The 23,342-nt window shown below is 59.5% G+C and carries 20 protein-coding genes; 16 read left to right on the forward strand and 4 right to left on the reverse strand.

Going from position 1 to position 23,342, the window contains the following annotated elements; genetic code table 11:
* Nucleotides 1–10 precede the first annotated feature (10 nt).
* A complete protein-coding gene (locus AC3WJW_RS15060) occupies nt 11–976 on the reverse strand; it encodes a 2-hydroxyacid dehydrogenase (RefSeq protein WP_493726556.1) in 966 nt (321 codons plus the stop codon).
* Nucleotides 977–1,068: 92 nt separating this feature from the next.
* Between AC3WJW_RS15060 and AC3WJW_RS15065 the strand changes: the two genes are divergently transcribed.
* The 7 genes from AC3WJW_RS15065 (at nt 1,069) to AC3WJW_RS15095 (ending at nt 11,758) form a co-directional block, all read left to right on the forward strand.
* On the forward strand, nt 1,069–1,698 hold the full coding sequence (locus AC3WJW_RS15065) for a LysE family translocator (protein ID WP_104449380.1): 630 nt from the start codon (nt 1,069–1,071) through the stop codon (nt 1,696–1,698).
* Nucleotides 1,699–1,955: 257 nt separating this feature from the next.
* Nucleotides 1,956–3,638: a fatty acid--CoA ligase gene (locus tag AC3WJW_RS15070; protein ID WP_102673408.1), complete on the forward strand. Its 1,683-nt coding sequence runs from the start codon at nt 1,956–1,958 to the stop codon at nt 3,636–3,638.
* A 339-nt stretch (nt 3,639–3,977) separates the two neighbouring features.
* A complete protein-coding gene (locus tag AC3WJW_RS15075; RefSeq protein ID WP_493726557.1) occupies nt 3,978–5,879 on the forward strand; it encodes a DUF1302 domain-containing protein in 1,902 nt (633 codons plus the stop codon).
* A gap of 28 nt (nt 5,880–5,907) precedes the next feature.
* Entirely contained in the window at nt 5,908–7,272 is a 1,365-nt protein-coding gene (locus AC3WJW_RS15080; RefSeq protein WP_102701917.1) for a DUF1329 domain-containing protein, read from the forward strand.
* Between the two features lie 175 nt (nt 7,273–7,447).
* Complete coding sequence (locus tag AC3WJW_RS15085) at nt 7,448–10,186, forward strand: winged helix-turn-helix domain-containing protein (RefSeq protein WP_493726558.1); 2,739 nt, start codon at nt 7,448–7,450, stop codon at nt 10,184–10,186.
* Between the two features lie 87 nt (nt 10,187–10,273).
* Nucleotides 10,274–10,915, forward strand: coding sequence for an MBL fold metallo-hydrolase (locus AC3WJW_RS15090; protein ID WP_007972557.1), 642 nt, complete (start codon nt 10,274–10,276; stop codon nt 10,913–10,915).
* A 102-nt stretch (nt 10,916–11,017) separates the two neighbouring features.
* Nucleotides 11,018–11,758: a YiaD family glycine zipper/OmpA-like lipoprotein gene (locus tag AC3WJW_RS15095; protein ID WP_493726559.1), complete on the forward strand. Its 741-nt coding sequence runs from the start codon at nt 11,018–11,020 to the stop codon at nt 11,756–11,758.
* Nucleotides 11,759–12,039: 281 nt separating this feature from the next.
* Here AC3WJW_RS15095 and AC3WJW_RS15100 read toward each other — a convergent pair whose 3' ends face one another.
* On the reverse strand, nt 12,040–12,474 hold the full coding sequence (locus tag AC3WJW_RS15100; RefSeq protein ID WP_102701919.1) for a Z-ring associated ZapG family protein: 435 nt from the start codon (nt 12,472–12,474) through the stop codon (nt 12,040–12,042).
* 144 nt (nt 12,475–12,618) lie between these two features.
* Between AC3WJW_RS15100 and AC3WJW_RS15105 the strand changes: the two genes are divergently transcribed.
* From AC3WJW_RS15105 to zapE, 3 genes are all read left to right on the forward strand, one after another.
* Nucleotides 12,619–13,248 carry an alpha/beta hydrolase gene (locus AC3WJW_RS15105; protein ID WP_493726560.1) on the forward strand — a complete coding sequence of 210 codons (630 nt, stop codon included), beginning with the start codon at nt 12,619–12,621 and terminating at the stop codon, nt 13,246–13,248.
* Nucleotides 13,249–13,272: 24 nt separating this feature from the next.
* Complete coding sequence (locus AC3WJW_RS15110; protein ID WP_493726561.1) at nt 13,273–14,628, forward strand: tryptophan--tRNA ligase; 1,356 nt, start codon at nt 13,273–13,275, stop codon at nt 14,626–14,628.
* A 90-nt stretch (nt 14,629–14,718) separates the two neighbouring features.
* Entirely contained in the window at nt 14,719–15,813 is a 1,095-nt protein-coding gene (gene zapE, locus AC3WJW_RS15115) for a cell division protein ZapE (RefSeq protein ID WP_493726562.1), read from the forward strand.
* A gap of 166 nt (nt 15,814–15,979) precedes the next feature.
* Here the strand turns inward: zapE and AC3WJW_RS15120 are convergent, their stop codons facing one another.
* Nucleotides 15,980–16,900 (reverse strand): GlxA family transcriptional regulator, encoded by a 921-nt coding sequence (locus AC3WJW_RS15120; protein ID WP_172435712.1) that lies wholly within the window; start codon nt 16,898–16,900, stop codon nt 15,980–15,982.
* Nucleotides 16,901–17,121: 221 nt separating this feature from the next.
* On the opposite strand from AC3WJW_RS15120, the gene AC3WJW_RS15125 reads away from it, so the two are divergent.
* Entirely contained in the window at nt 17,122–18,258 is a 1,137-nt protein-coding gene (locus AC3WJW_RS15125) for an acyl-CoA dehydrogenase family protein (protein ID WP_095965544.1), read from the forward strand.
* Nucleotides 18,259–18,357: 99 nt separating this feature from the next.
* Here AC3WJW_RS15125 and AC3WJW_RS15130 read toward each other — a convergent pair whose 3' ends face one another.
* On the reverse strand, nt 18,358–19,398 hold the full coding sequence (locus AC3WJW_RS15130) for an NADP(H)-dependent aldo-keto reductase (protein WP_493726563.1): 1,041 nt from the start codon (nt 19,396–19,398) through the stop codon (nt 18,358–18,360).
* A 246-nt stretch (nt 19,399–19,644) separates the two neighbouring features.
* Between AC3WJW_RS15130 and rplM the strand changes: the two genes are divergently transcribed.
* From rplM to AC3WJW_RS15155, 5 genes are all read left to right on the forward strand, one after another.
* Nucleotides 19,645–20,073 carry a 50S ribosomal protein L13 gene (rplM, locus tag AC3WJW_RS15135; protein WP_007917032.1) on the forward strand — a complete coding sequence of 143 codons (429 nt, stop codon included), beginning with the start codon at nt 19,645–19,647 and terminating at the stop codon, nt 20,071–20,073.
* A gap of 14 nt (nt 20,074–20,087) precedes the next feature.
* Nucleotides 20,088–20,480, forward strand: a complete 393-nt coding sequence (rpsI, locus tag AC3WJW_RS15140; protein WP_003228056.1) for a 30S ribosomal protein S9 — start codon at nt 20,088–20,090, stop codon at nt 20,478–20,480.
* A 268-nt stretch (nt 20,481–20,748) separates the two neighbouring features.
* A complete protein-coding gene (gene petA / locus AC3WJW_RS15145; protein ID WP_007972576.1) occupies nt 20,749–21,342 on the forward strand; it encodes a ubiquinol-cytochrome c reductase iron-sulfur subunit in 594 nt (197 codons plus the stop codon).
* On the forward strand, nt 21,342–22,553 hold the full coding sequence (locus AC3WJW_RS15150) for a cytochrome b (RefSeq protein WP_007972577.1): 1,212 nt from the start codon (nt 21,342–21,344) through the stop codon (nt 22,551–22,553). The genes petA and AC3WJW_RS15150 overlap by 1 nt, the downstream gene beginning before the upstream one ends.
* Entirely contained in the window at nt 22,553–23,335 is a 783-nt protein-coding gene (locus AC3WJW_RS15155) for a cytochrome c1 (protein WP_493726564.1), read from the forward strand. The genes AC3WJW_RS15150 and AC3WJW_RS15155 overlap by 1 nt, the downstream gene beginning before the upstream one ends.
* Nucleotides 23,336–23,342 lie beyond the last annotated feature (7 nt).

The raw sequence follows: 23,342 nt of genomic DNA on the forward strand, positions 1-23,342 counted from the left end.
CCGCAGTTTATCAACTGACGACCCGCAGCGCCTTACCGCTGAAGTATCCCAGTGCGTTTTCGGTCACCTGGCCGACGATCCGCTGGCGCGCTTCACGGCTGCCCCAGGCGTTGTGCGGGGTGACGATCAGGCGCGGGATGTCGTGGGCCAGCAGTGGATTGCCGTTGACGGGAGGCTCAACGCTCAGCACGTCAGTGGCGGCGCCGCCCAGATGACCGTTGCGCAAGGCATCGGCCAGCGCCTGTTCGTCGATCAGGCCGCCGCGTGCGGTGTTGATCACGAACGCTTCGGGTTTCATCGAGGCCAGTTCGCGGGCGCCGATGAAGTGACGGGTGTGTTCGTTGAGCGGGCAGTGCAGGGTCAGGGCATCCACTTGCGGCAGCAGTTCATCCAGTGGCAGGCGGTCCGGGCGGGCAGGGCGTCCGGGAATCTGCCCCAGCAGCACGCGCATGCCGAAGGCTTCAGCCAGCCGTGCGACGGCGCCGCCCAATTCGCCGTGACCCAGCAGGCCAAGGGTTTTGCCTTCGAGTTCGACAATCGGGTAGTCCAGCAAGCAGAACTGTTTGGCCTGTTGCCAGCGGCCCGCGCCGACGGCCTTCTGATAATCGGCCAGGCGCGTGGCCAGGTTGAGCAGCAGCATGATCGTGTGCTGCGCCACCGACGGCGTGCCATAACCCTGGCAGTTACACACGGTGATCCCGTGGGCGCGGGCGGCAGCGAGGTCGACGTTGTTGGTGCCGGTGGCGGTGATCAGGATCAGCTTGAGGTCAGGGCTGGCAGCCATGGCGGCGGCGTCGATCAGGATCTTGTTGCTGATGGCGACGGTGGCGCCCTTGAGGTGTTCGATGACTTGATCGGGCAAGGTCTGGGCGAACAGCTGCAATTCGCTGAAACAACTGCGCAGCGGGTTGAGGTCAAGGTCGCCGAGGTCCAGGGACGGGTGGTCGAGGAAAACGGCGCGGCGAGTATTCGTCATCAACTGTACCTTTTGTGCATTGAACTGAAGGCGTAATCTGCCGAGCCTACCAGATGAAATAACTAGTTACGCTTGGCCTGAAGGAGCCCCACATGTACTGGACAGAGTTCTTGACCGTTGCCCTGATTCACTTGCTGGCCGTGGCCAGCCCCGGCCCGGACTTTGCCGTGGTGGTACGTGAAAGTGTTACCCACGGTCGCCGCGCGGGTACCTGGACCGCGCTGGGTGTGGGGACGGCGATTTTCCTGCATGTGGGTTATTCACTGTTGGGTATCGGCCTGATCGTGTCCCAGTCGATCGTGCTGTTCAATGCCTTGAAATGGGCCGCCGCCGCTTACCTGCTGTACATCGGTTACAAGGCGCTGCGCGCGCAGCCGGCCAAACCTGTGGCGGACGATCTGCACAAGGAAGCCGGCGAGCGCACGGCTCGTGGCGCCTTCACCTCGGGTTTCGTCACCAACGGTCTCAACCCGAAAGCCACACTGTTCTTCCTCTCGCTGTTCACTGTGGTAATCAATCCGCACACGCCGCTGGCCGTGCAGGCCGGTTACGGGGTTTACCTGGCCGGCGCAACGGCCGCCTGGTTCTGCCTGGTGGCGATGTTGTTCAGCCAGCAGCGCGTACGCGCCGGTTTCGCGCGCATGGGGCACTGGTTCGACCGGACCATGGGCGCTGTGCTGATTGCGATTGGCGTGAAGCTCGCTTTTACCGAGATGCATTGATCAAAGGTGATTTCCTGTAGGAGCTGCCGCAGGCTGCGATCTTTTGATCTTGTTCTTCAGCAACTCCAGAATTGTCGAAGATCAAAAGATCGCAGCCTGCGGTAGCTCCTACAGTGCGTAATAAATGACCGGTGCTGGCGCAATGCTAGTATTTGCGGGGCTCTGCAAATCATTCCTTTGGCTGATTTGGCTGACGATCAGGGGCACTACAGTGCGTACTTTCAGTCACGTCCGTGCAGTCAGAAAAAGGGATTCTTATGTTGCAGACTCGCGTTATCCCCCCGGCCGAAGGCGCTTACCAATACCCGCTGCTGATCAAGCGGCTGCTGATGTCCGGTGCCCGTTATGAGAAAACCCGCGAGATCATCTACCGCGACAAGCTGCGCTACAGCTACCCGACCCTGATCGAACGGGTGGCCCGCCTGGCCAACGTACTGACAGCGGCCGGGGTCAAGCCCGGGGATGCCGTGGGTGTGATGGACTGGGACAGCCATCGTTACCTGGAGTGCATGTTCGCCATTCCGATGATCGGCGCGGTGATCCACACCATCAACGTGCGCCTGTCGCCGGAACAGATCCTCTACACCATGAACCACGCCGAGGACCGCTTTGTGCTGGTCAACAGTGAGTTCGTCGGCCTCTACAAGGCCATCGAAGGGCATCTGACCACGGTCGACAAAACCCTGTTGCTGACGGATCTGCCGGAAAAAACCGCGGACCTGCCGAACCTCGTCGGCGAATACGAACAACTGTTGGCCGCAGCGAGCCCGCAGTACGATTTCCAGGATTTCGACGAAAACTCGGTCGCGACCACGTTCTACACCACCGGCACCACCGGCAATCCCAAGGGCGTGTACTTCACCCATCGGCAACTGGTGCTGCACACCATGGGCGTGTCGACCATCATGGGCGCGATCGACAGCGTGCGCCTGCTGGGTACCAGCGACGTGTACATGCCGATCACCCCGATGTTCCACGTCCACGCCTGGGGCTTGCCGTATGTGGCGACCATGCTCGGACTCAAGCAGGTGTACCCCGGCCGCTATGATCCGGAGTACCTGGTGGAGTTGTGGCGCAAGGAGAAGGTCACGTTCTCCCATTGCGTGCCGACCATTTTGCAGATGGTCCTCAATGCCAAGGCTGCGCAGAACGTCGACTTCGGCGGCTGGAAAATCGTCATCGGCGGCAGCGCCCTGAACCGCACGCTGTACGAGGCGGCCAAGGCCAAGGGCATTCAGTTGACCGCCGCCTACGGCATGTCGGAAACCGGGCCACTGGTCTCGTGCGCGCACTTGAACGATGAGTTGATGGCCGGCACCGAAGACGAACGCACCACCTACCGGATCAAGGCCGGTGTGCCCGGGCCGCTGGTGGAGGCAGCGATCGTCGACACCGAGGGCAACTTCCTGCCCGCCGACGGCGAGACCCAGGGCGAACTGGTGTTGCGCGCACCCTGGCTGACCGAGGGCTATTTCAACGAGCCGCAGAAGGGCGCCGAGCTCTGGGCCGGAGGCTGGCTGCACACCGGCGATGTGGCGACCCTGGACAGCATGGGGGTGATCGACATTCGTGACCGCATCAAGGACGTGATCAAGACCGGTGGCGAGTGGATCTCCTCCCTGGACCTGGAAGACCTGATCAGTCGTCATGTGGCGGTACGTGAGGTAGCAGTGGTGGGGATCCCTGATCCGCAGTGGGGAGAGCGGCCATTTGCCCTGCTCGTAGTCCGTGAGGGGCACGTCATCGGGGCGAGGGAACTCAAGGAACACCTCAAGCCTTTTGTGGAGCTGGGGCACCTGAGCAAGTGGGCGATTCCGAGCCAGATCGCCCTTGTTACTGAAATTCCCAAGACCAGCGTCGGCAAACTCGACAAGAAGCGCATTCGTGTCGACATCAGCGAATGGCAGGCCACCAACAGCACCTTCCTTTCGACGCTTTAAGCACCTCCCGGCGTGCCCGAAAGGGCACGCCAGCCCCACCAAGCAAGCGCTTGGCTTGTCAAATCGAAATTTTCAGCCATCCTTGCCGTGCCGACGGGTGTCGGACTGGCGAAAGGACTGTTCCAGAGTGGCTGGCAACTGCAAATCACACTTTAGAGGGATCAAGCACTACTACCTGCTGGCTATAGTCCGCTCAAGGATTTTTAAGAACGGGGCAACCGCACGAACCGGGGCGATGCAACTTTGGAATGACTTTGGGATGCCATGGCTCCCGGTTATCCACAGCGTTTTTAGAAGTGCTCAATGCCATAAAAATAAAATGCACATGGAGTAGCGTCGATGACATCAGTAAACCAGTTCTGGCGCCGGGCGAAGCTGCCCCTGGCTGTCAGTCTTGCCTCTACGCTCGCCGGGCCAGCATTCGGCGTCAGTTTCAACATCGGTGAAATCGAAGGTCAGTTCGACTCATCCCTGTCGCTCGGTGCCAGTTGGTCTACCGAAAGTGCCAACAAGAACCTCATTGGTGTCAACAACGGCGGCAAGGGTCTGTCCCAGACTTCTGATGACGGTCACCTGAACTTCAAGAGCGGGGAAACCTTCTCGAAGATCTTCAAGGGCATCCATGACCTTGAACTGAAATACGGCGATACCGGTGTTTTTGTCCGTGGCAAATACTGGTACGACTTTGAACTGAAGGACGAAAGCCGTCCGTTCAAGGACATCAGCGACGCGGGCCGCAAGGAAGGCGCCAAGTCCGCCGGCGGCCAGATCCTCGATGCCTTCGTCTACCACAACTACTCGATTGCCGATCAACCAGGCTCCGTACGTCTGGGCAAGCAGGTGGTGAGCTGGGGTGAAAGTACCTTCATCGGTGGCGGCATCAACTCGATCAACCCGATCGACGTGTCTGCGTTCCGTCGTCCGGGTGCCGAGATCAAGGAAGGCCTGATCCCGGTCAACATGTTCTATGTGTCCCAGAGCCTGACCGAAAACCTCTCGGCCGAAGCGTTCTATCAAATTGAATGGGACCAGACCGTCGTCGACAACTGCGGCACGTTCTTCTCCCAGCCGGACATCGTTGCCGACGGCTGTAACGACAACCTGCGTGTGCTGAACAAGCGTTCGCAAATTCCGGCCATTGCCCTGGGGCCTTTGGCCGCCAACGGCGTCGACGTCAACGAAGAGGGTGTTCTGGTGCGTCGTGGCCCGGATCGTGATGCCCGCGACAGCGGTCAGTGGGGCGCATCCCTCAAGTACATGTTCGATCCGCTGGACACCGAGTTCGGCGCTTACTTCATGAACTACCACAGCCGTGCACCGATCTTCAGCGCCACGGGTGCGCCGCAATCGGTCTACAACACGGCAGCGGGGCTCCCAGGCCCGTTCGCGGCACTCGGGCCACTGCTGGTGGCAGGCAATTCGCAATACTTCATCGAATACCCCGAGGACATTCGCCTGTATGGCTTGAGCTTCTCCACCACCCTGCCTACCGGTACGGCGTGGAGCGGTGAGATCAGTTACCGTCCGAACGCTCCGGTGCAGCTCAACTCCACCGATATCCTGTTCTCCGGTGTGCGTCCTTTGGGCAATAACAACCCGAATAACCCATTGACCAATGCATCGTTGCTGACCGGCGTGCCGGGTCAGGACCTGCACGGGTATCGTCGCAAGGAAATCACCCAGTTCCAGACCACCCTGACGCACTTCTTCGACCAGGTCATGGGCGCCAGCCGACTGACCCTGGTGGGCGAAGTGGGCGTGACCCACGTCGGTGGCCTGGAAAGCACTTCCGATGTTCGTTATGGCCGCGATCCGGTCTACGGCCCGGGTGAGTTGCCACCTTCTGGCGCGCTCGATACCTGCGTGGCGCTCAACACCAGCACCATCAACGGTGCCGGCCCGGGTACGCCGACCAACAACCGCAGCCGCAACTGCAACGACGAAGGCTTCACCACCGCGACTTCGTGGGGCTACCGCGGTCGTGCCATCTGGGAATACAACGACGTGTTTGCCGGTGTGAACCTCAAGCCGAACGTTGCCTGGTCCCATGACGTGGAAGGTTACTCCCCTGGCCCTGGCGGCAACTTCGAGGAAGGCCGCAAGGCGGTCAGCCTCGGTGTCGATGCCGAGTACCAGAACACCTACACCGCGAGCCTGGCCTACACCAACTTCTTCGACGGCAAGTACACCACCGTGGATGACCGCGACTTCGTTGCGCTCAGCGTCGGCGTGAACTTCTAAGCACTGAATTTTCAGGACGAACAAACATATGAAAATAACAAAGAGTCTGTTCCACGCCGGTGTTCTGGGTCTTTCGCTGCTGGCGACCAGCGTCATCGCAGCGGTTCCCCAGGCCGAGGCCGACAAACTGGGCAAGAGCCTGACCCCGATGGGCGCCGAAATGGCGGGTAACGCCGACGGTTCGATCCCGGCCTGGAAGCCGCTGGCGAAGAACGCCGGTACGGTCGACAGCAAAGGTTTCCTGTCCAATCCGTACGCCAGCGAAAAACCGCTGTTCACCATCACGGCGCAGAACGTCGACCAGTACAAGGACAAGCTCGCACCGGGTCAGTACGCGATGTTCAAGCGCTACCCGGAAACCTACAAGATGCCGGTATACCCGTCTCATCGCGGTTCTACCGTGCCGGATGAGGTGTTCGCCGCCATCAAGAAAAACGCCACCAACACCAAGCTGGTGTCCGGCGGCAACGGCCTGGAAAACTTCGAAACCGCCATTCCGTTCCCGATTCCAAAAAGCGGCGTTGAAGTCATCTGGAACCACATCACCCGCTATCGGGGTGGTAGCGTGACCCGTCTGGTGGCCCAGGCCACGCCACAGCCGAACGGCTCGTTCAGCCTGGTGTACTTCCAGGACCAGTTCGTGTTCCGTGACAAGATGAAGGACTACGATCCGGCGAACCCGGGCAACATCCTGTTCTACTACAAGCAGAAAGTGCTCGCCCCGGCACGTCTGGCCGGTGGTGTGCTGCTGGTGCACGAAACCCTCGACCAGGTGAAGGAACCGCGTTCGGCGTGGGTCTACAACGCCGGCCAACGCCGAGTGCGTCGTGCACCACAAGTGTCCTATGACGGCCCGGGTACCGCAGCCGACGGCCTGCGTACTTCCGATAACCTGGACATGTTCAACGGTGCACCGGATCGCTACGACTGGAAACTCGAAGGCAAGAAAGAGATGTACATCGCCTCCGACAGCTACAAGCTCGACGATCCGAAGCTCAAGTACTCCGATATCATCAAGGCCGGTCACATCAACCAGGACCTGGCTCGTTACGAGCTGCGCCGGGTATGGCATGTGGTTGCCACCTTGAAGGAAGGTCAGCGCCACATCTACGCCAAGCGTGACATCTACATCGACGAAGATACCTGGCAAGCGGCGGTGGTCGATCACTACGACGGTCGTGGTCAACTGTGGCGCGTCGCCGAGGCACATGCCGAGGATTACTACGACAAGCAAGTGCCGTGGTACGCCCTGGAAGCCTTGTACGACCTGCAATCTGGCCGTTACCTGGCGCTGGGTATGAAGAACGAAGAGAAGTCGTCGTATGACTTCGGCTTCACTGCCACTACCAGCGACTTCACCCCGGCGGCATTGCGTCAGGACGGTATTCGCTAACGAGCGCCGAAACGAGGCCGCACCCTCTGAAACGCCCCGACTGGTTCGGGGCGTTTTTTTTTGCTTGTAGACTTTTTGTAGCCATTTGTAGCAATTACCTTCATTCCCTATCCGTTTACGGCTAGTCTGCGGACATCTGCAACGCCGCCACCCGCAATTCAAACAAGAGCCGGCTATGACTGATTTGTCTACACCCCCAGGTTCTGCACAGTCTGCCGTCGCGACACTCGACGGGCGGTTTTTCCGTCCGCCGTTGCCCGATGGTCATGTGCTGCGTCCACGTTTGTGCGAGCGTCTGAGTGCCGGGCTCGCAGGCAGGTTATTGCTGGTCAGTGCCCCGGCAGGGTTCGGCAAGAGTTCGCTGGCGGTGGAGTTTTGTCAGGGGTTGCCGGCGCACTGGCAAAGTCTCTGGCTGGGGTTGAGTCCGCGAGACAGTGACCCGGGACGCTTTCTCGAGCGGCTGCTGGAAGGCCTTCAGGACTATTTCCCGCACCTGGGCAGGCAATCCCTCGGGCTGTTGAAAATGCGTCAGCGCCATCAGCCGTTCGCATTCGAAGAATGGCTCGACGGCTTGCTCGACGAACTGGCCGTACACCTGTCCACGGCGACGCCCTTGCTGCTGGTGCTGGATGATTACCACCTGGCTCAGGGACCAGTACTGGACCGTTGCCTGCAGTTTTTCCTCAATCATCTTCCCGATGGTTTGCTGGTGATGGTCACCAGCCGCCAACGTCCCGACTGGCACCTGGCGCGGCTGCGGCTGTCGCGGCAACTGCTGGAATTGCACGAGCAGGATCTGCGCCTGACCCACGACGAGGCCTTGAGCCTGCTCGACCGGCACAGCAGTTCTTTGCGCGGTGAGGCGCTGGAAAACCTGATCCAGCGCAGCGAAGGCTGGGTTGCGGGGTTACGCTTCTGGCTGCTGGCGGCTTCGGAGGCGGGCACCGATGGCGCGCTGCCGCAATCGTTGCATGGCGGGGAGGGGTTGATCCGCGATTATCTGCTCGAAGAAGTCATCGATTGCCTGCCCGCCGAGGTCCAGTCGTTCCTCTATGACACGGCGCCCCAGGAACGTTTTTGCAGCGAACTGTGCGATGCCGTTCGCGACGCCCATGACAGCGGTGAGATCCTGCGCTTCCTGCTTGCCCATCAAGTGTTCCTGGTGCCGCTGGACGAGCATGGTCATTGGTATCGTTATCACCATCTGTTTTCCGATCTGTTGCGTACGCGGCCGACGTCTCAGTCGATGGTGCCGGCCGCGAGCCTGCACTTGCGTGCTTGCCGCTGGTTCAATGCCCAGGGGCTGCTCGATGAGGCGGTGGAGCAAGCTTTGCGGGCCGGTCACCTGGACGTCGCGGCGAATCTGGTGCAGAACCTCTCCGAAGAGCAACTGCTGGCCGAGCAGAATGTCGGCATGTTGCTGCGCTGGAAAATGGACTTGCCCGACAGCTTGCTGATCAGCACGCCGCGACTGATTGTGCTGTATAGCTGGGCGCTGGGCATGGCTTGCCAGCTGGATGCTGCCGAAGAGCTGGCCAGCCATTTGAGCCGCTTCCTGCCCGCGCCGTCGGCCACCGCCCAGAAGTCCATGCTGGCTCAATGGCTGGCGTTGAGTGGCATCATTGCCCGTGGGCGCGGCAATCGTGAACTGACGCTGCAGTACTGCCGCGAGGCATTGGAAAGTCTTCCGGCCAAGCGTTACGGCCAGCGACTGATGTGCCTCTCGACCCTGTCCAACCTGGCCATTGCCGACGGTGATTTGTGGCGGGCACGGGGACTGAACCGCGAATCGCTGGAGCTGGCGCAACGTGTCGGTAACCCGTTGTTCGAAGCGCTCGCGCATTACGACCGCGCACGGGTGCTGCAAGCGCGCGGAGAAATCTGTCGGGCACTGGAAGAAGTCCGTCAGGGCCTGCAACGCCTGCAGAGTTTGTCTGCACAACGGCTGTATGCGGTTCGCGCCCGGCTGACATTGTACGAAGGCTTTTTGCTGGCCCTGCGCATGCAGCCGCAATTGGCGCGGGTGCGCTTGCAGGCCGGTCTGAGCGAGGCACGCGCCTGTCGTGACATCAGCGTGCTGATCGGCCACTGCGTGATTGCCAGGCTGGAAGGCAGCAGCGGCGAGTTCGCCAAAGCCTTTGCCGAACTGGCCGAAGCCGAGCGGCTCATGCATATCTGGGATGTGCCGCCGATCTACTACCTGGCCATGATCACCCTGGTCAAATGTGAACTCTGGCTGGCCCAGGGGCGCACCGATCTGGCCGAAGCCTGGCTGGCGCGTCTGGGGCAGACCTATAACGGCGAAAACGCGGCGGCACCGCCGGAGTTCCATCCGCAATTGCCGCTGCATATCGAATTGCAGCAAGCTTTGCTGGACGTCATCCAGGGCCAGCCGATGCTGGCCGAAGGGCGATTGAATGCGCTGCTCGAACATGGCCAGCAAAGTGGTCGGCAGATGCTCAGTGCCATGGCGCTGACCCAGAAAGTGGCGTTGTTGCTGGGCAGCGGACGGGAGCCGGAGGCACGCAAGGCACTGGTCCAGGCGCTGGACGCCGCTGGCGGAGGCGTGCTGCAACCCTTCGAGGGCTTGCTGGCCGAGCACCCGGACTGGCTGCGTGGGCAGCTTCAACAGTGTTCGCCAACCCCTGTTTCCCTGAGCCTCAGTGAAAAGCTGCCGGCGCTGACTGCTCGCCCCGGACCGGAGCCCTGCTCGGCTGCGGAGCAACTCAGTACGCGGGAATTGGCGGTTCTGCGATTGATCGCCCAGGGCTGCTCGAACCAGGAAATCAGCGATCAACTGTTTATCTCCCTGCACACGGTCAAGACCCACGCCAGTCACATCAACAGCAAGCTCGGGGTCGAGCGGCGTACGCAGGCCGTGGCGCGGGCGAAGGAATTGGGGGTGCTGGGTTAAGGATTTTTCACGTTACACATCGCGGCCATTGGCTGGATACTCAATTGTGCGAAAATCGCCCGTCCCCGTTTATCGAGCAGGCCCCCGATGTCCCAGCATCCCACCCTCATCCGCGAAACCTTCCCCGTCGGCCCTTTGCAGTGCAACTGCACGATCATCGGTGATCCGGTGACGAAAAAGGCCATCGTCGTCGATCCGGGTGGCAATCATGAGCTGATCCTGGCGCGTCTCGATGCCCTGGGGCTGAAAGTGGTCAGCATCATTCACACCCACGCGCACCTCGATCATTTCCTGGCTTCCGGTCAACTCAAGGAGAAAACCGGCGCAACCTTGCACCTGCACAAGGAAGACCAGTTTCTGTGGGACAACCTGGAAATGCAGTGCCAGATGTTCGGTGTGCCCTACACCCCGGTGCCGTCCCCGGACCGCTGGCTGGCCGATGATGAAGAGCTGGCCTGCGGCTGTGGCGTGGCGCTTCACACGCCTGGGCACACACCGGGGTCGATGAGTTTCTGGTTTGCCGATGCCAAGCTGCTGATTGCCGGTGACACGTTGTTCAAGCGTGGGGTAGGGCGCACGGATTTGTGGGGCGGCGACCAGGCCACCATCGTGCGTTCGATCAAGCAGCGTTTGTACACCCTCGACGAAGAGGCGACGGTGGTGGCCGGGCATGGTCCGGACACTCGTCTGGGCGATGAAATGCGCGAAAACCCCTTTGTACGGGCCTGATTTGTAACGAGCGGAATTTTTGTTCCCGGAAGTGATCCAACACCCGCAAAGGCTGTGCCTTGGTCCGTTGCACCACAGAATGCAAAAAAGTAGGAGCTATACATGTTCACCACGCGTCGTTTGATTATTGTCGCTACGGCTGTGGCCGTTTTGTCCGGTTGTGCCTCGCCCAACCCTTACGGCGGTCAAGGACAGCCTCAGGGGCAGGCGGATAGCGGCTCCGAAGGCATGAGCAAGACCGCGAAGTATGGTGGTCTCGGCGCTCTGGCCGGTGCGCTGGCCGGTGCTGCGATCAATCACGATAATCGTGGCAAGGGCGCGCTGATCGGTGCGGCAGTGGTCGGTGCTTCGGCGGCCGGTTACGGCTACTACGCCGATCAGCAAGAGAAAAAGCTGCGTGCCAGCATGGCCAACACCGGTGTTGAAGTGCAGCGCCAGGGCGACCAGATCAAGCTGATCATGCCGGGCAACATCACCTTTGCTACCGACTCGGCAAACATTGCCCCAAGTTTCTATCAACCGCTGAACAACCTGGCGGGCTCGCTGAAAGAGTTCAACCAGAACCAGATCGAAATCGTGGGCTACACCGACAGCACCGGCAGCCGCCAGCACAACATGGACCTGTCCCAGCGTCGTGCACAAAGCGTGGCCACCTACCTGACCTCGCAAGGGGTCAGCGGTGCCAACCTGAGCGCTCGCGGCGCGGGTCCGGATAGTCCGGTTGCCAGCAACGGCGACGCCAATGGTCGGGCGCAGAATCGCCGTGTAGAGGTCAACCTCAAGGCGATTCCGGGTCAGCAGTATGGTGGTCAGCAGCAGGGTCAGGTTCAGCAGTACCCTTGATCGTCTGACGTAATTAAACCGCCCGATCCTCATCAGATCGGGCGGTTTTTTTTGTGCTGTAGGAGCTGCCGCAGGCTGCGATCTTTAGATCTTGCTTCTGAAAATCAAAAGATCGCAGCCTCGTTGCACTCGACAGCTCCTACAAGAAATCATCCATATCCATATCCATATCCATATCCATATCCATATCCGTATCCGTATCCACACCAATGAAGAACCCAGAAACAAAAAAGCCCCCGGACAATCACCCGTCCGGGGGCTTTTTCACACCTGAAACCTGATTACTTCTTCAGGCCGTAATGCTCATCAAGCATGCCCGGTGCGTTCGGGGCTTTCGGTGCGTAGTCGCGCGGCGGCTCCTGATCGCGCGGTGGCGTCAGGCGTTCACGGGGTGCCTGCGCTGCATCGGCGTGCAGGGAGGCCAGCAGGCGTTGGCGAGTCTGTTCGTCCAGGGCCAGGCGGTTGGCGCCCTCGGCGAGATGGTCCTGCACTTCCTGATAGCTCGCAGTCAGTTTCTTGACCAATGTCGCAGTGCTGTTGAAGTGGGTCACCACTTCGTTCTGATAACTGTCGAAACGTTCCTGAATATCGTCCAGCTGACGTTGCGTGCTGCTAGGCGCGGCATTCGGCGCAAGGCGAGCGATCAGGAACCCAATGGCGACACCCACAACCAGGGCAAGAGTCGGTAGCAACCAAACTAAGAGCGAGTGTTCCACGAGTCCTTCCTCTATAAACGGCTTTGCTTTACGTTAACGGCTCGAACCTGCGCTGTATACCGCGATTCACTCGCAATAGACAGCCACAGACAATTTGCTAGACGAGTCGACCCGATTCGAGGTCACGGAGTTCCTTCCTTGCTTATGCGCGAAACCCCTGTAGTGATTGATGGCCCGGTGGGTCAACTGGAAGCCCTTTACCTGGACACCGAGCAACCTCGCGGCCTGGCGCTGATCTGCCATCCGAACCCGGTGCAGGGCGGCACCATGCTCAACAAAGTGGTTTCGACCCTGCAGCGCACTGCGCGCGACGCCGGGCTGGTCACCCTGCGCTTCAACTATCGTGGCGTCGGTGCCAGCGAGGGCTCCCACGACATGGGCACCGGTGAAGTTGATGATGCCCAGGCTGTCGCCGAATGGTTTCGCAGCAAACACCCGGAGTTGCCGCTGACCCTGTTTGGTTTTTCCTTCGGCGGTTTTGTTGCAGCAAGTCTCGGCGGACGCCTTGAGGCCAGGGGCGAGCAGCTCAAGCACTTGTTCATGGTCGCGCCGGCGGTCATGCGCCTGGGGGACCGGGATCAGTTGCCGCAGCACGGCGAGCTGACCTTGATCCAGCCGGAAACCGACGAAGTGATCGATCCACAAGTCGTTTACCAATGGTCCGACACGCTCGAACGTCCCCATGAGCTGCTGAAAGTGGCAGAATGCGGACACTTTTTTCATGGCAAGCTGACCGATCTCAAGGATCTGATCCTGCCGCGTCTCTCGAATTGATTGCAGTCTGACAAGCGATTACCCATGACGACTCGTACCCGTATCCTCACCGGCATCACCACCACCGGCACGCCGCACCTGGGCAACTACGCTGGCGCCATCCGCCCGGCGATCGTCGCCAGCCGCGACAGCAATGCCGATTCGTTCTACTTCCTGGCCGACTACCACGCCCTGATCAAGTGCGATGACCCGCTGCGCATCCAGCGCTCGCGTCTGGAAATCGCCGCGACCTGGCTGGCCGGTGGCCTGGATGTCGACCGCGTGACCTTCTACCGCCAGTCCGACATCCCGGAAATCCCCGAGCTGACCTGGCTGCTGACCTGCGTTGCCGCCAAGGGCCTGCTCAACCGCGCCCACGCCTACAAGGCTTCCGTGGACAAGAACGTCGAGACCGGCGAAGACCCGGACGCCGGCATCACCATGGGCCTGTACAGCTACCCGGTGCTGATGGCGGCGGACATCCTGATGTTCAACGCGCACAAGGTGCCGGTCGGTCGCGACCAGATCCAGCACGTGGAAATGGCGCGGGACATCGGCCAGCGCTTCAACCACCTGTTTGGCCAGGGCAAAGAGTTCTTCACCATGCCTGAGGCGTTGATCGAAGAGAGCGTCGCCACGTTGCCGGGCCTGGATGGCCGCAAGATGTCGAAGAGCTACGACAACACCATTCCGCTGTTCTCAAGCGCCAAGGAAATGAAGGACGCGATTTCGCGGATCGTCACCGACTCCCGCGCGCCGGGTGAAGCCAAGGATCCTGATAACTCGCACCTGTTCACCCTGTTCCAGGCATTCGCCGCACCGGCGCAGGCCGACGAGTTCCGCAGCGAATTGTTGCAGGGCCTGGGTTGGGGCGAGGCGAAGAATCGCCTGTTCCAGTTGCTCGACAACGAATTGGGTGAATCCCGCGAGCGCTACAACCAGTTGATCGAGCGTCCGGCGGATCTGGAAGACATCCTGCAACACGGTGCGAAAAAGGCCCGTGCGGTAGCGACACCCTTCCTCAACGAACTGCGTGAAGCGGTGGGCCTGCGCTCCTTCGTTGCCCAGACCCAGGTGGCGACGACCATCAAGAAAAAAGCCGCGAAAGCTGCGCGTTTTGTCAGCTTCCGTGAAGACGACGGCAGTTTCCGCTTCCGTCTGCTGGCCGCCGATGGCGAACAACTGCTGCTGTCGCGCAACTTCGCCGATGGCAAGACCGCCGGTCAGGTGACCAAGCAACTGCAATCGGGTCAGCCACTGGACGTGCGAAATGAAGACCTGAACTTCAGTGTATGGCTGGAAGGCCTGTGCGTTGCCGACAGCCCGGCCTTTGCTGACAGCGATGCACGCGACGCGGCCATCGAGGCCTTGCGCATTGCCCTGACGCCGGTTCAGGAATAAACAACGGTTCGGCCCGACCAAGGGCCGATTGCCATTCCTCCGGGCCGTCGCTACAGTGTCGGCCCGTTTTTGTTGCCTTGCTAACGAATTATGACGCCCCTAGAACGATATCAAGCTGATCTGAAACGCCCGGAATTCTTCCACGACGCCGCGCAGGAAACTGCCGTGCGTCATTTGCAGCGCCTGTACGACGATCTGGTCGCGGCCGAGCAAAACAAGCCGGGCCTGCTGGGCAAGTTGTTTGGCAAGAAGGATCAGACCCCGGTCAAGGGCCTGTATTTCTGGGGCGGCGTAGGTCGCGGCAAGACTTACCTGGTGGACACCTTCTTCGAAGCGCTACCGTTCAAGGAAAAGTCCCGTACGCACTTCCACCGCTTCATGAAGCGCGTGCACGAAGAGATGAAAACCCTGGGCGGCGAGAAAAACCCGCTGACCATCATCGCCAAGCGTTTCGCCTCCGAAGCCCGGGTCATCTGCTTCGATGAGTTCTTCGTTTCCGACATCACCGACGCCATGATCCTTGGCACCCTGATGGAAGAACTGTTCAAGAACGGCGTGACCCTGGTTGCGACGTCGAACATCGTGCCGGACGGCCTGTACAAGGACGGCCTGCAGCGGGCACGCTTCCTGCCGGCCATTGCGCTGATCAAGCAGAATACCGAGATCGTCAACGTCGACAGCGGCGTCGACTATCGTCTGCGTCACCTCGAACAAGCCGAGCTGTTCCACTATCCGCTCGACGAAGCCGCCAACGAAAGCCTGCGCAAGAGCTTCCGTGCGCTGACGCCGGAATGCACGGCTGCGGTCGAAAATGACGTGCTGATGATCGAAAACCGTGAAATTCGTGCCCTGCGCACCTGTGATGACGTGGCCTGGTTCAACTTCCGTGAACTGTGCGACGGCCCGCGCAGCCAGAACGACTACATCGAACTGGGCAAGATCTTCCACGCCGTGCTGCTCAGCGATGTCGAGCAGATGAGCGTCACCACCGACGACATCGCCCGACGCTTCATCAACATGGTCGACGAGTTCTACGACCGTAACGTGAAGCTGATCATTTCTGCCGAAGTCGAACTCAAGGACCTGTACACCGGCGGGCGCTTGAACTTCGAGTTCCAGCGTACCCTGAGTCGTCTGCTGGAAATGCAATCCCACGAATTCCTGGCCCGGGCGCACAAGCCGTAAGAGGATTCGTAAAATAAAAGGGCCTGCATTTGCAGGCCCTTTTTTATGCGCTGAAGATCCCCCTGTAGGAGCTGCCGCAGGCTGCGATCTTTTGATTTTGATTTTTCAAGATCAAAAGATCGCAGCCTGCGGCAGCTCCTACAGTGTTTTGCGATTGCCTTGAGGTTCAGGCAGCCTGCTGGAACTGTTGGCGATACTGGTTCGGCGACAGCTCCGTGTGCTGGCGGAACAGCCGCGCAAAGAAGCTCGCATCGTCATAGCCCACCTCATAGCTGATGGTCTTGATGCTCTTGCGACTGCCGGACAACAAGCCCTTGGCGGTTTCGATGCGCAGGCGCTGCAGGTAATGCAGTGGCTTGTCGCCGGTGGCGGTCTGGAAGCGGCGCATGAAGTTGCGGATGCTCATGCCGTGTTCGCGGGCGACGTCTTCGAAGCGGAACTTGTCGGCGAAGTGTTCTTCGAGCCAGTGCTGGATCTGCAGGATGATCACGTCCTGGTGCAGCTTCTGGCCTCCAAAACCGATGCGTCCCGGCGAGTAGCTGCGCTGTACCTCGTACAGAATGTCCCGCGCTACGGCCTGGGACACATTGGCGCCACAGAAACGCTCGATCAGGTAAATGTACAGATCGCACGCCGAGGTGGTTCCGCCGGCGCAGTACAGGTTGTCGGCGTCGGTCAGGTGTTTGTCCTGATTGAGCTGGACCTGTGGGAAGCGTTCGGCGAAGGCATTGAAGAAGCGCCAGTAGGTGGTCGCTTCCTTGCCGTTGAGCAGCCCGGCTTCGGCCAGCCAGAACACACCGGTGGCCTCGCCGCACAGCACGGCGCCGCGCGCATGCTGTTGGCGCAACCAGGGCAGGACTTGCGGGTATCGTTTGCAGAGACTTTCGAAATCGTCCCAGAACGCGGGAAGAATGATGATATCGGCGTTTTCCAGCCCGCCGTCCACCGGAATCATCACATCGCTGAAGGTGTTGACCGGTTTGCCATCGGGGCTGACCAGACGGGTTTCGAACGCCGGTGTCAGGCCCTGGCCCAGCTGTTTGCCGTAGCGCAGGCTGGCGAGGTGGAAGAAATCCTTGGCTTGCATGAGGGTGGAAGCGAAAACCCGGTCGATGGCCAGGATGCTGACGCGCCGCAGGGGCGTGGAGGCTTGGTTAGACATAATTCAACTTTATTTTTATAGGGGGAAGTGGTCACCAGACGGCTGGATCGTCTTATTTTTTGTCGGATGTGTCCAGTGTCCTGTATCGGAAGCGAGGCATAGTCTCTGAAGGACAACTCCTTCTAAAAACAAAGAAAAGGTGCCGCATGATCCCCAGAACCTTGTTCAGTTCCGAGCACGAGCTTTTCCGCGACAGCGTGCGGACGTTTCTCGAAAAGGAGGCGGTGCCCTTCCATGGGCAATGGGAAAAACAAGGCTATATCGACCGCAAGCTGTGGAACAAGGCAGGGGAGGCGGGGATGCTCTGCTCACATCTGCCGGAAGAGTACGGCGGCCTGGGGGCGGACTTTCTCTACAGCGCGGTGGTGATCGAAGAGGTAGGTCGGCTTGGCCTGACCGGCATCGGTTTCTCCCTGCACTCGGACATCGTGGCGCCGTACATCCTGCATTACGGCAGTGAGGCGCTGAAGCAGAAGTACCTGCCGAAGCTGGTGTCCGGCGAGATGGTTACCGCGATCGCCATGACCGAACCGGGCGCCGGTTCCGACCTTCAGGGAGTGAAAACCACGGCCGTGCTCGATGGCGATGAGTACGTGATCAACGGCTCCAAGACCTTCATCACCAACGGCTATCTGGCCGACCTGGTGATCGTCGTCGCCAAGACCGATCCGAAGGCCGGCGCGAAGGGCACCAGTCTGTTTCTGGTGGAAGCCAATACGCCGGGCTTCGACAAGGGCAAGCGCCTGGAGAAGGTCGGGATGAAAGCCCAGGACACCTCGGAGCTTTTCTTCCAGGATGTGCGTGTGCCCAAGGAAAACCTGCTGGGCCAGGCGGGGATGGGCTTTGCCTACCTGATGCAGGAGTTGCCTCAGGAACGCCTCACGGTGGCCGTTGGCGGGCTGGCCTCAGCCGAAGCGGCGCTGCAGTGGACGCTGGACTACACCCGCGAGCGCAAGGCGTTCGGCAAGTCGATCGCGGATTTCCAGAACACCCGGTTCAAACTGGCGGAGATGGCCACGGAAATCCAGATCGGCCGTGTCTTCGTCGACCGCTGCCTGGAACTGCACCTGCAAGGCAAGCTCGACGTGCCGACGGCGGCGATGGCCAAGTACTGGGGCACCGACCTGCAGTGCAAGGTGCTCGACGAGTGTGTTCAGTTGCACGGTGGCTACGGGTTCATGTGGGAATACCCGATCGCGCGGGCATGGGCGGATGCGCGCGTGCAGCGGATCTATGCCGGGACGAACGAGATCATGAAGGAGATCATTGCGCGGTCGCTTTGATTCATTTTTGATGGCTGAAAAGATCGCAGCCTGCGGCAGCTCCTACAGGGTTCACGCCAATCCCATGTAGGAGCTGCCGCAGGCTGCGATCTTTTTAATTTATGGAGCAGGATTCGGATGGTCCTTGTGAATCGCCTCGATCCCTTCCAGCACTTCCTCCGACAGCTTCAAGTCGAAACTGGCGATGTTGCTGTCCAGTTGCTCCAAGGTGGTCGCACCAATGATGTTGCTGGTCACGAACGGCTGCTGCGTCACGAACGCCAGGGCCATTTGCGCCGGGTCCAGACCGTGTTCGCGAGCCAGGGCCACGTACCGGCTGCAGGCTGCTTCCGACTGTGGGTTGAAATAGCGGCTGAAGCGGCTGTAGAGGCTCAGGCGACCTTTTGGCGGGCGGGCGCCACCTTCGTACTTGCCTGACAGGAAACCGAACGCCAGCGGCGAATAGGCGAGCAGGCCGCATTGCTCGCGGATGGCGATTTCCGCCAGGCCGATTTCGAAGCTGCGATTGAGCAGGTTGTACGGGTTCTGGATCGATACGGCGCGCGGCCAGCCCCGGGCTTCGGCCAGGGCCAGAAAGCGCATGGTGCCCCACGGTGTCTCGTTGGACAGGCCTATGTGGCGGATCTTGCCGGCGCGGACCTGTTCGTCCAGCGCTTCAAGGGTGTCCTCCAGCGGGGTCAGGTTGGCCTCGGTCTTGTGCTTGTAGCCGAGCTGGCCGAAGAAGTTGGTGCTGCGCTCCGGCCAGTGCAGCTGGTACAGGTCGATGTAGTCGGTTTGCAGGCGCTTGAGGCTGGCGTCCACGGCTTCGGTGATGTGCTGCCGATTGTGCCGGAGGTTCTTGTCGCGGATGTAATCGATGGTATTGCCGGGGCCGGCGATCTTGCTGGCCAGGATCCAGTCGGCGCGATCGCCGCGGCTTTTGAAGTAGTTGCCGATGTAGCGTTCGGTGGTGGCGTAGGTTTCGGCCTTGGGCGGCACCGGGTACATTTCGGCGGTATCGATGAAGTTGATCCCGGCGCTCTTGGCTCGTTCAATCTGGGCGAAGGCGTCTGCCTCGCTGTTTTGCTCGCCCCAGGTCATGGTTCCGAGGCAGAGGGCACTCACGTTCAGATTGGTTCGGCCTAGCTGGCGATAGTCCATCGGGGTGCTCCTTGGGCAAAACAATCATAAAAGCAGGTTGAATTATTTTTCGCAATCTGCATAATTGCGCACCTCTTTCTGCAGTGGAAGTGATGCGCCGCCGCCGAAGAATCTTGCCGTTGAACGGACGCGCCGACCCGAGCCCCCGAAAGCGTCTGTATCCGGCTGCCTTTGACTTGTCAAAGTACGCACTATTCAGTAAGATCCGCCGTCTAATTTACAGGGCGGCCCCTGAGGCTATAAAGAATGAAGACTTTTACTGCTAAACCGGAAACAGTAAAGCGCGACTGGTTTGTCGTCGACGCTGCTGGTCAGACCCTGGGTCGTCTGGCCACCGAAATCGCGAGCCGTCTGCGTGGCAAGCACAAGCCTGAGTACACTCCTCACGTTGACACTGGCGACTACATCGTCGTAATCAACGCTGAGCAGATCCGTGTTACCGGTGCTAAAACCACTGACAAAATGTACTACTCCCACTCCGGTTTCCCGGGCGGCATCAAGTCGATCAACTTTGAAAAGCTGATCGCCAAGGCCCCTGAGCGCGTGATCGAGACCGCGGTAAAAGGCATGCTGCCTAAGAACCCGCTGGGTCGCGACATGTACCGTAAGCTGAAAGTCTATGCGGGCGCTGCACACCCACATACTGCTCAGCAGCCCCAAGAACTGAAGTTTTAACGGAATAGTACATTATGTCGGCGACTCAAAATTACGGCACTGGCCGTCGCAAGACCGCAACCGCACGCGTTTTCCTGCGTCCGGGTACTGGTAACATCTCCATCAACAACCGTTCGCTGGATAATTTCTTCGGCCGCGAAACTGCCCGCATGGTAGTTCGTCAGCCGCTGGAATTGACTGAGACTGTCGAGAAGTTCGACATCTACGTCACCGTGATCGGCGGTGGTGTGAGTGGTCAAGCTGGCGCAATCCGCCACGGCATCACCCGCGCTCTGATGGACTACGACGAGACTCTGCGCAGCGCCCTGCGTAAAGCCGGCTTCGTAACCCGCGATGCTCGTGAAGTTGAACGTAAGAAAGTCGGTCTGCGTAAAGCGCGTAAGCGTCCGCAGTACTCGAAGCGTTAATTCGCTTTCACGTTCAAAAAAGAACGCCCAGTTTCCTCACGGAGCTGGGCGTTTTTTTATGCCTGCGATTTATCAAAGATTTGCGCTGTGACAACTTGCCACATCCGTAGACGCCCTATACTCCAAGGCTTGAGGGTGGTGGGCTCCGGTAATTACCTTGTCAGAATTGGGGCTTTTCATTACCATTCGGCAAAATTTTTATAAGTACATAGTTTTACTTAGTAGATGCCTGATTTAACAGGCCACAAAGCTGATGGGAGAGGACTGAATGAGCAATGACGGCGTGAATACAGGCCGGCGTCGCTTCTTGGTAGCAGCCACATCCGTGGTGGGTGCTGCAGGAGCGGTGGGGGCTGCGGTCCCGTTCGTGGGGTCATGGTTTCCCAGTGCCAAGGCGAAAGCCGCTGGTGCACCGGTGAAAGTGAATGTCAGCAAAATCGAGCCAGGCCAGCAGATGATTGCTGAGTGGCGCGGTCAGCCGGTGTTCATCGTCCGCCGTACACCGGAAATCCTGGGGAATCTGAAAAAGATCGAAGGCGATCTCGCCGATCCTGATTCCAAACAATCGACGCAACCGGCCTATGTCAATCCAGAAACACGTTCGATCAAGCCAGAAGTTCTGCTGCTGATCGGCATTTGCACGCACTTGGGTTGTTCGCCTACTTTCCGTCCGGAAGTGGCACCTGCGGATCTTGGCCCGAAATGGGTAGGTGGATATTTCTGCCCGTGCCACGGCTCCCATTACGATCTGGCTGGCCGCGTCTACAAGTCGCAACCTGCGCCTTTGAACCTGCCAGTTCCCCCGCATTCCTATGAGACCGATGAGATCATTGTCATTGGCGTCGATACGGAGAAAGCGTGATGAGCAAGTTCATGGATTGGGTTGATGCGCGCTTTCCCGCGACCAAGATGTGGGAAGACCATCTCAGCAAGTATTACGCTCCGAAAAACTTCAACTTCTTCTACTTCTTTGGTTCCCTGGCATTGCTCGTTCTGGTCAACCAGATCGTCACCGGTGTCTGGCTGACCATGAGCTACACCCCGTCGGCGGAAGAAGCGTTCGCTTCCGTCGAATACATCATGCGCGACGTCGAGTACGGCTCGATCCTGCGTCTGCTGCACTCCACCGGCGCTTCGGCGTTCTTCATCGTGGTCTATCTGCACATGTTCCGTGGCCTGCTCTATGGTTCGTACCAGAAGCCGCGCGAGCTGGTGTGGGTCTTCGGCATGCTGATCTACCTGGCGCTGATGGCCGAAGCCTTCATGGGTTACCTGCTGCCGTGGGGCCAGATGTCCTACTGGGGTGCCCAGGTGATCATCTCGCTGTTCGGTGCGATCCCGGTCATCGGCAACGACCTGACCCAGTGGATTCGTGGTGACTACCTGATTTCCGGCATTACCCTGAACCGCTTCTTCGCCCTGCACGTGGTTGCCCTGCCGATCGTCATCCTCGGTCTGGTGGTGCTGCACATCCTGGCGTTGCACGAAGTCGGTTCGAACAACCCGGACGGCGTGGACATCAAGAAGCATAAAGACGAAAACGGCATACCGCTGGACGGCATCGCCTTCCACCCGTACTACACCGTGAAAGATATCGTCGGCGTGGTGGTGTTCCTGTTCATCTTCTGCTCGATCGTGTTCTTCTTCCCGGAAATGGGTGGCTACTTCCTCGAGAAGCCGAACTTTGAAGTGGCGAACGCCTTCAAGACCCCAGAGCACATCGCTCCGGTCTGGTACTTCACTCCGTTCTACGCGATCTTGCGTGCGGTTCCGGACAAGCTCTTTGGTGTCATCGCCATGGGCGCTGCCATTGCCGTGCTGTTCGTCCTGCCGTGGCTGGACCGCAGCCCGGTCAAGTCGATGCGCTACAAAGGCTGGCTGAGCAAGATCTGGCTCTGGGTGTTCTGCATCTCGTTCGTGATCCTGGGCGTGCTGGGCGTTCTGGCCCCAACCCCTGAGCGTACATTGCTGTCGCAGGTATGTACCTTCCTGTACTTCGCCTACTTCATTCTGATGCCGTTCTACACCAGGCTCGAGAAGACCAAACCGGTTCCGGAAAGGGTGACTGGCTGATGAAAAAACTATTTGCTGTATTGATGCTTGCTGCGCTGCCAGTGTTTGCTTTCGCAGCCGAACACGGTGGCCCTGAGCTGGAAAAAGTCGACATTGACGTTTCCGATAAAGCAGCCATGCAGGACGGCGCACGTACGTTCGCCAACTACTGCATGGGTTGCCACAGTGCCAAGTTCCAGCGCTATGAGCGTGTTGCCGACGACCTGGGCATTCCCCATGAGTTGATGCTGGAGAAGCTGGTCTTCACGGGTGCCAAGATCGGCGACCACATGAGCATCGGTATGCAGCCTGCGGACGCCAAGGCCTGGTTTGGTGCTGCACCGCCGGACCTGACCCTGGTTGCCCGTGTGCGTGGTACTGACTGGCTCTACGGTTACCTGAAGTCGTTCTATGAAGATCCTTCGCGCCCATGGGGTGTGAACAACAAGGTCTTCCCGAACGTGGGCATGCCTAACGTCCTGGCTGGCCTGCAAGGTCGCCAGGTCGTGGGATGCAAACAGGTTCAGATCGTCGAAGACGGCAAGAAGCAATTTGATCCGCTGACCGGCACGCCGTTGACCCATGAAGCGTGCGATCAGTTGACCATTGTGCCGAAAAGCGGTGCTCTGACTGAAGAGCAGTTCGATGAGAAGGTCAAGAATCTGGTAACCTTCCTGGCTTACTCGGCTAACCCGGTTAAGCTGCAACATCAGCGCATCGGTACGTACGTATTGTTGTACCTGGCGTTCTTCTTCGTATTCGCTTACCTGCTCAAGCGCGAATACTGGAAAGACGTGCACTGATAAAGCT

This window comes from Pseudomonas sp. GW821-FHT07G06 (assembly GCF_058986625.1).

Excerpts from the sequence above, each read along its gene's own strand:
- AC3WJW_RS15060 (WP_493726556.1), bottom strand. The coding sequence starts at position 976 with ATGACGAATACTCGCCGCGCCGTTTTCCTCGACCACCCGTCCCTGGAC.
- AC3WJW_RS15065 (WP_104449380.1), top strand. The coding sequence starts at position 1,069 with ATGTACTGGACAGAGTTCTTGACCGTTGCCCTGATTCACTTGCTGGCC.
- AC3WJW_RS15070 (WP_102673408.1), top strand. The coding sequence starts at position 1,956 with ATGTTGCAGACTCGCGTTATCCCCCCGGCCGAAGGCGCTTACCAATAC.
- AC3WJW_RS15075 (WP_493726557.1), top strand. The coding sequence starts at position 3,978 with ATGACATCAGTAAACCAGTTCTGGCGCCGGGCGAAGCTGCCCCTGGCT.
- AC3WJW_RS15080 (WP_102701917.1), top strand. The coding sequence starts at position 5,908 with ATGAAAATAACAAAGAGTCTGTTCCACGCCGGTGTTCTGGGTCTTTCG.
- AC3WJW_RS15085 (WP_493726558.1), top strand. The coding sequence starts at position 7,448 with ATGACTGATTTGTCTACACCCCCAGGTTCTGCACAGTCTGCCGTCGCG.
- AC3WJW_RS15090 (WP_007972557.1), top strand. The coding sequence starts at position 10,274 with ATGTCCCAGCATCCCACCCTCATCCGCGAAACCTTCCCCGTCGGCCCT.
- AC3WJW_RS15095 (WP_493726559.1), top strand. The coding sequence starts at position 11,018 with ATGTTCACCACGCGTCGTTTGATTATTGTCGCTACGGCTGTGGCCGTT.
- AC3WJW_RS15105 (WP_493726560.1), top strand. The coding sequence starts at position 12,619 with ATGCGCGAAACCCCTGTAGTGATTGATGGCCCGGTGGGTCAACTGGAA.
- AC3WJW_RS15110 (WP_493726561.1), top strand. The coding sequence starts at position 13,273 with ATGACGACTCGTACCCGTATCCTCACCGGCATCACCACCACCGGCACG.
- zapE (WP_493726562.1), top strand. The coding sequence starts at position 14,719 with ATGACGCCCCTAGAACGATATCAAGCTGATCTGAAACGCCCGGAATTC.
- AC3WJW_RS15120 (WP_172435712.1), bottom strand. The coding sequence starts at position 16,900 with ATGCAAGCCAAGGATTTCTTCCACCTCGCCAGCCTGCGCTACGGCAAA.
- AC3WJW_RS15125 (WP_095965544.1), top strand. The coding sequence starts at position 17,122 with ATGATCCCCAGAACCTTGTTCAGTTCCGAGCACGAGCTTTTCCGCGAC.
- AC3WJW_RS15130 (WP_493726563.1), bottom strand. The coding sequence starts at position 19,398 with ATGGACTATCGCCAGCTAGGCCGAACCAATCTGAACGTGAGTGCCCTC.
- rplM (WP_007917032.1), top strand. The coding sequence starts at position 19,645 with ATGAAGACTTTTACTGCTAAACCGGAAACAGTAAAGCGCGACTGGTTT.
- rpsI (WP_003228056.1), top strand. The coding sequence starts at position 20,088 with ATGTCGGCGACTCAAAATTACGGCACTGGCCGTCGCAAGACCGCAACC.
- petA (WP_007972576.1), top strand. The coding sequence starts at position 20,749 with ATGAGCAATGACGGCGTGAATACAGGCCGGCGTCGCTTCTTGGTAGCA.
- AC3WJW_RS15150 (WP_007972577.1), top strand. The coding sequence starts at position 21,342 with ATGAGCAAGTTCATGGATTGGGTTGATGCGCGCTTTCCCGCGACCAAG.
- AC3WJW_RS15155 (WP_493726564.1), top strand. The coding sequence starts at position 22,553 with ATGAAAAAACTATTTGCTGTATTGATGCTTGCTGCGCTGCCAGTGTTT.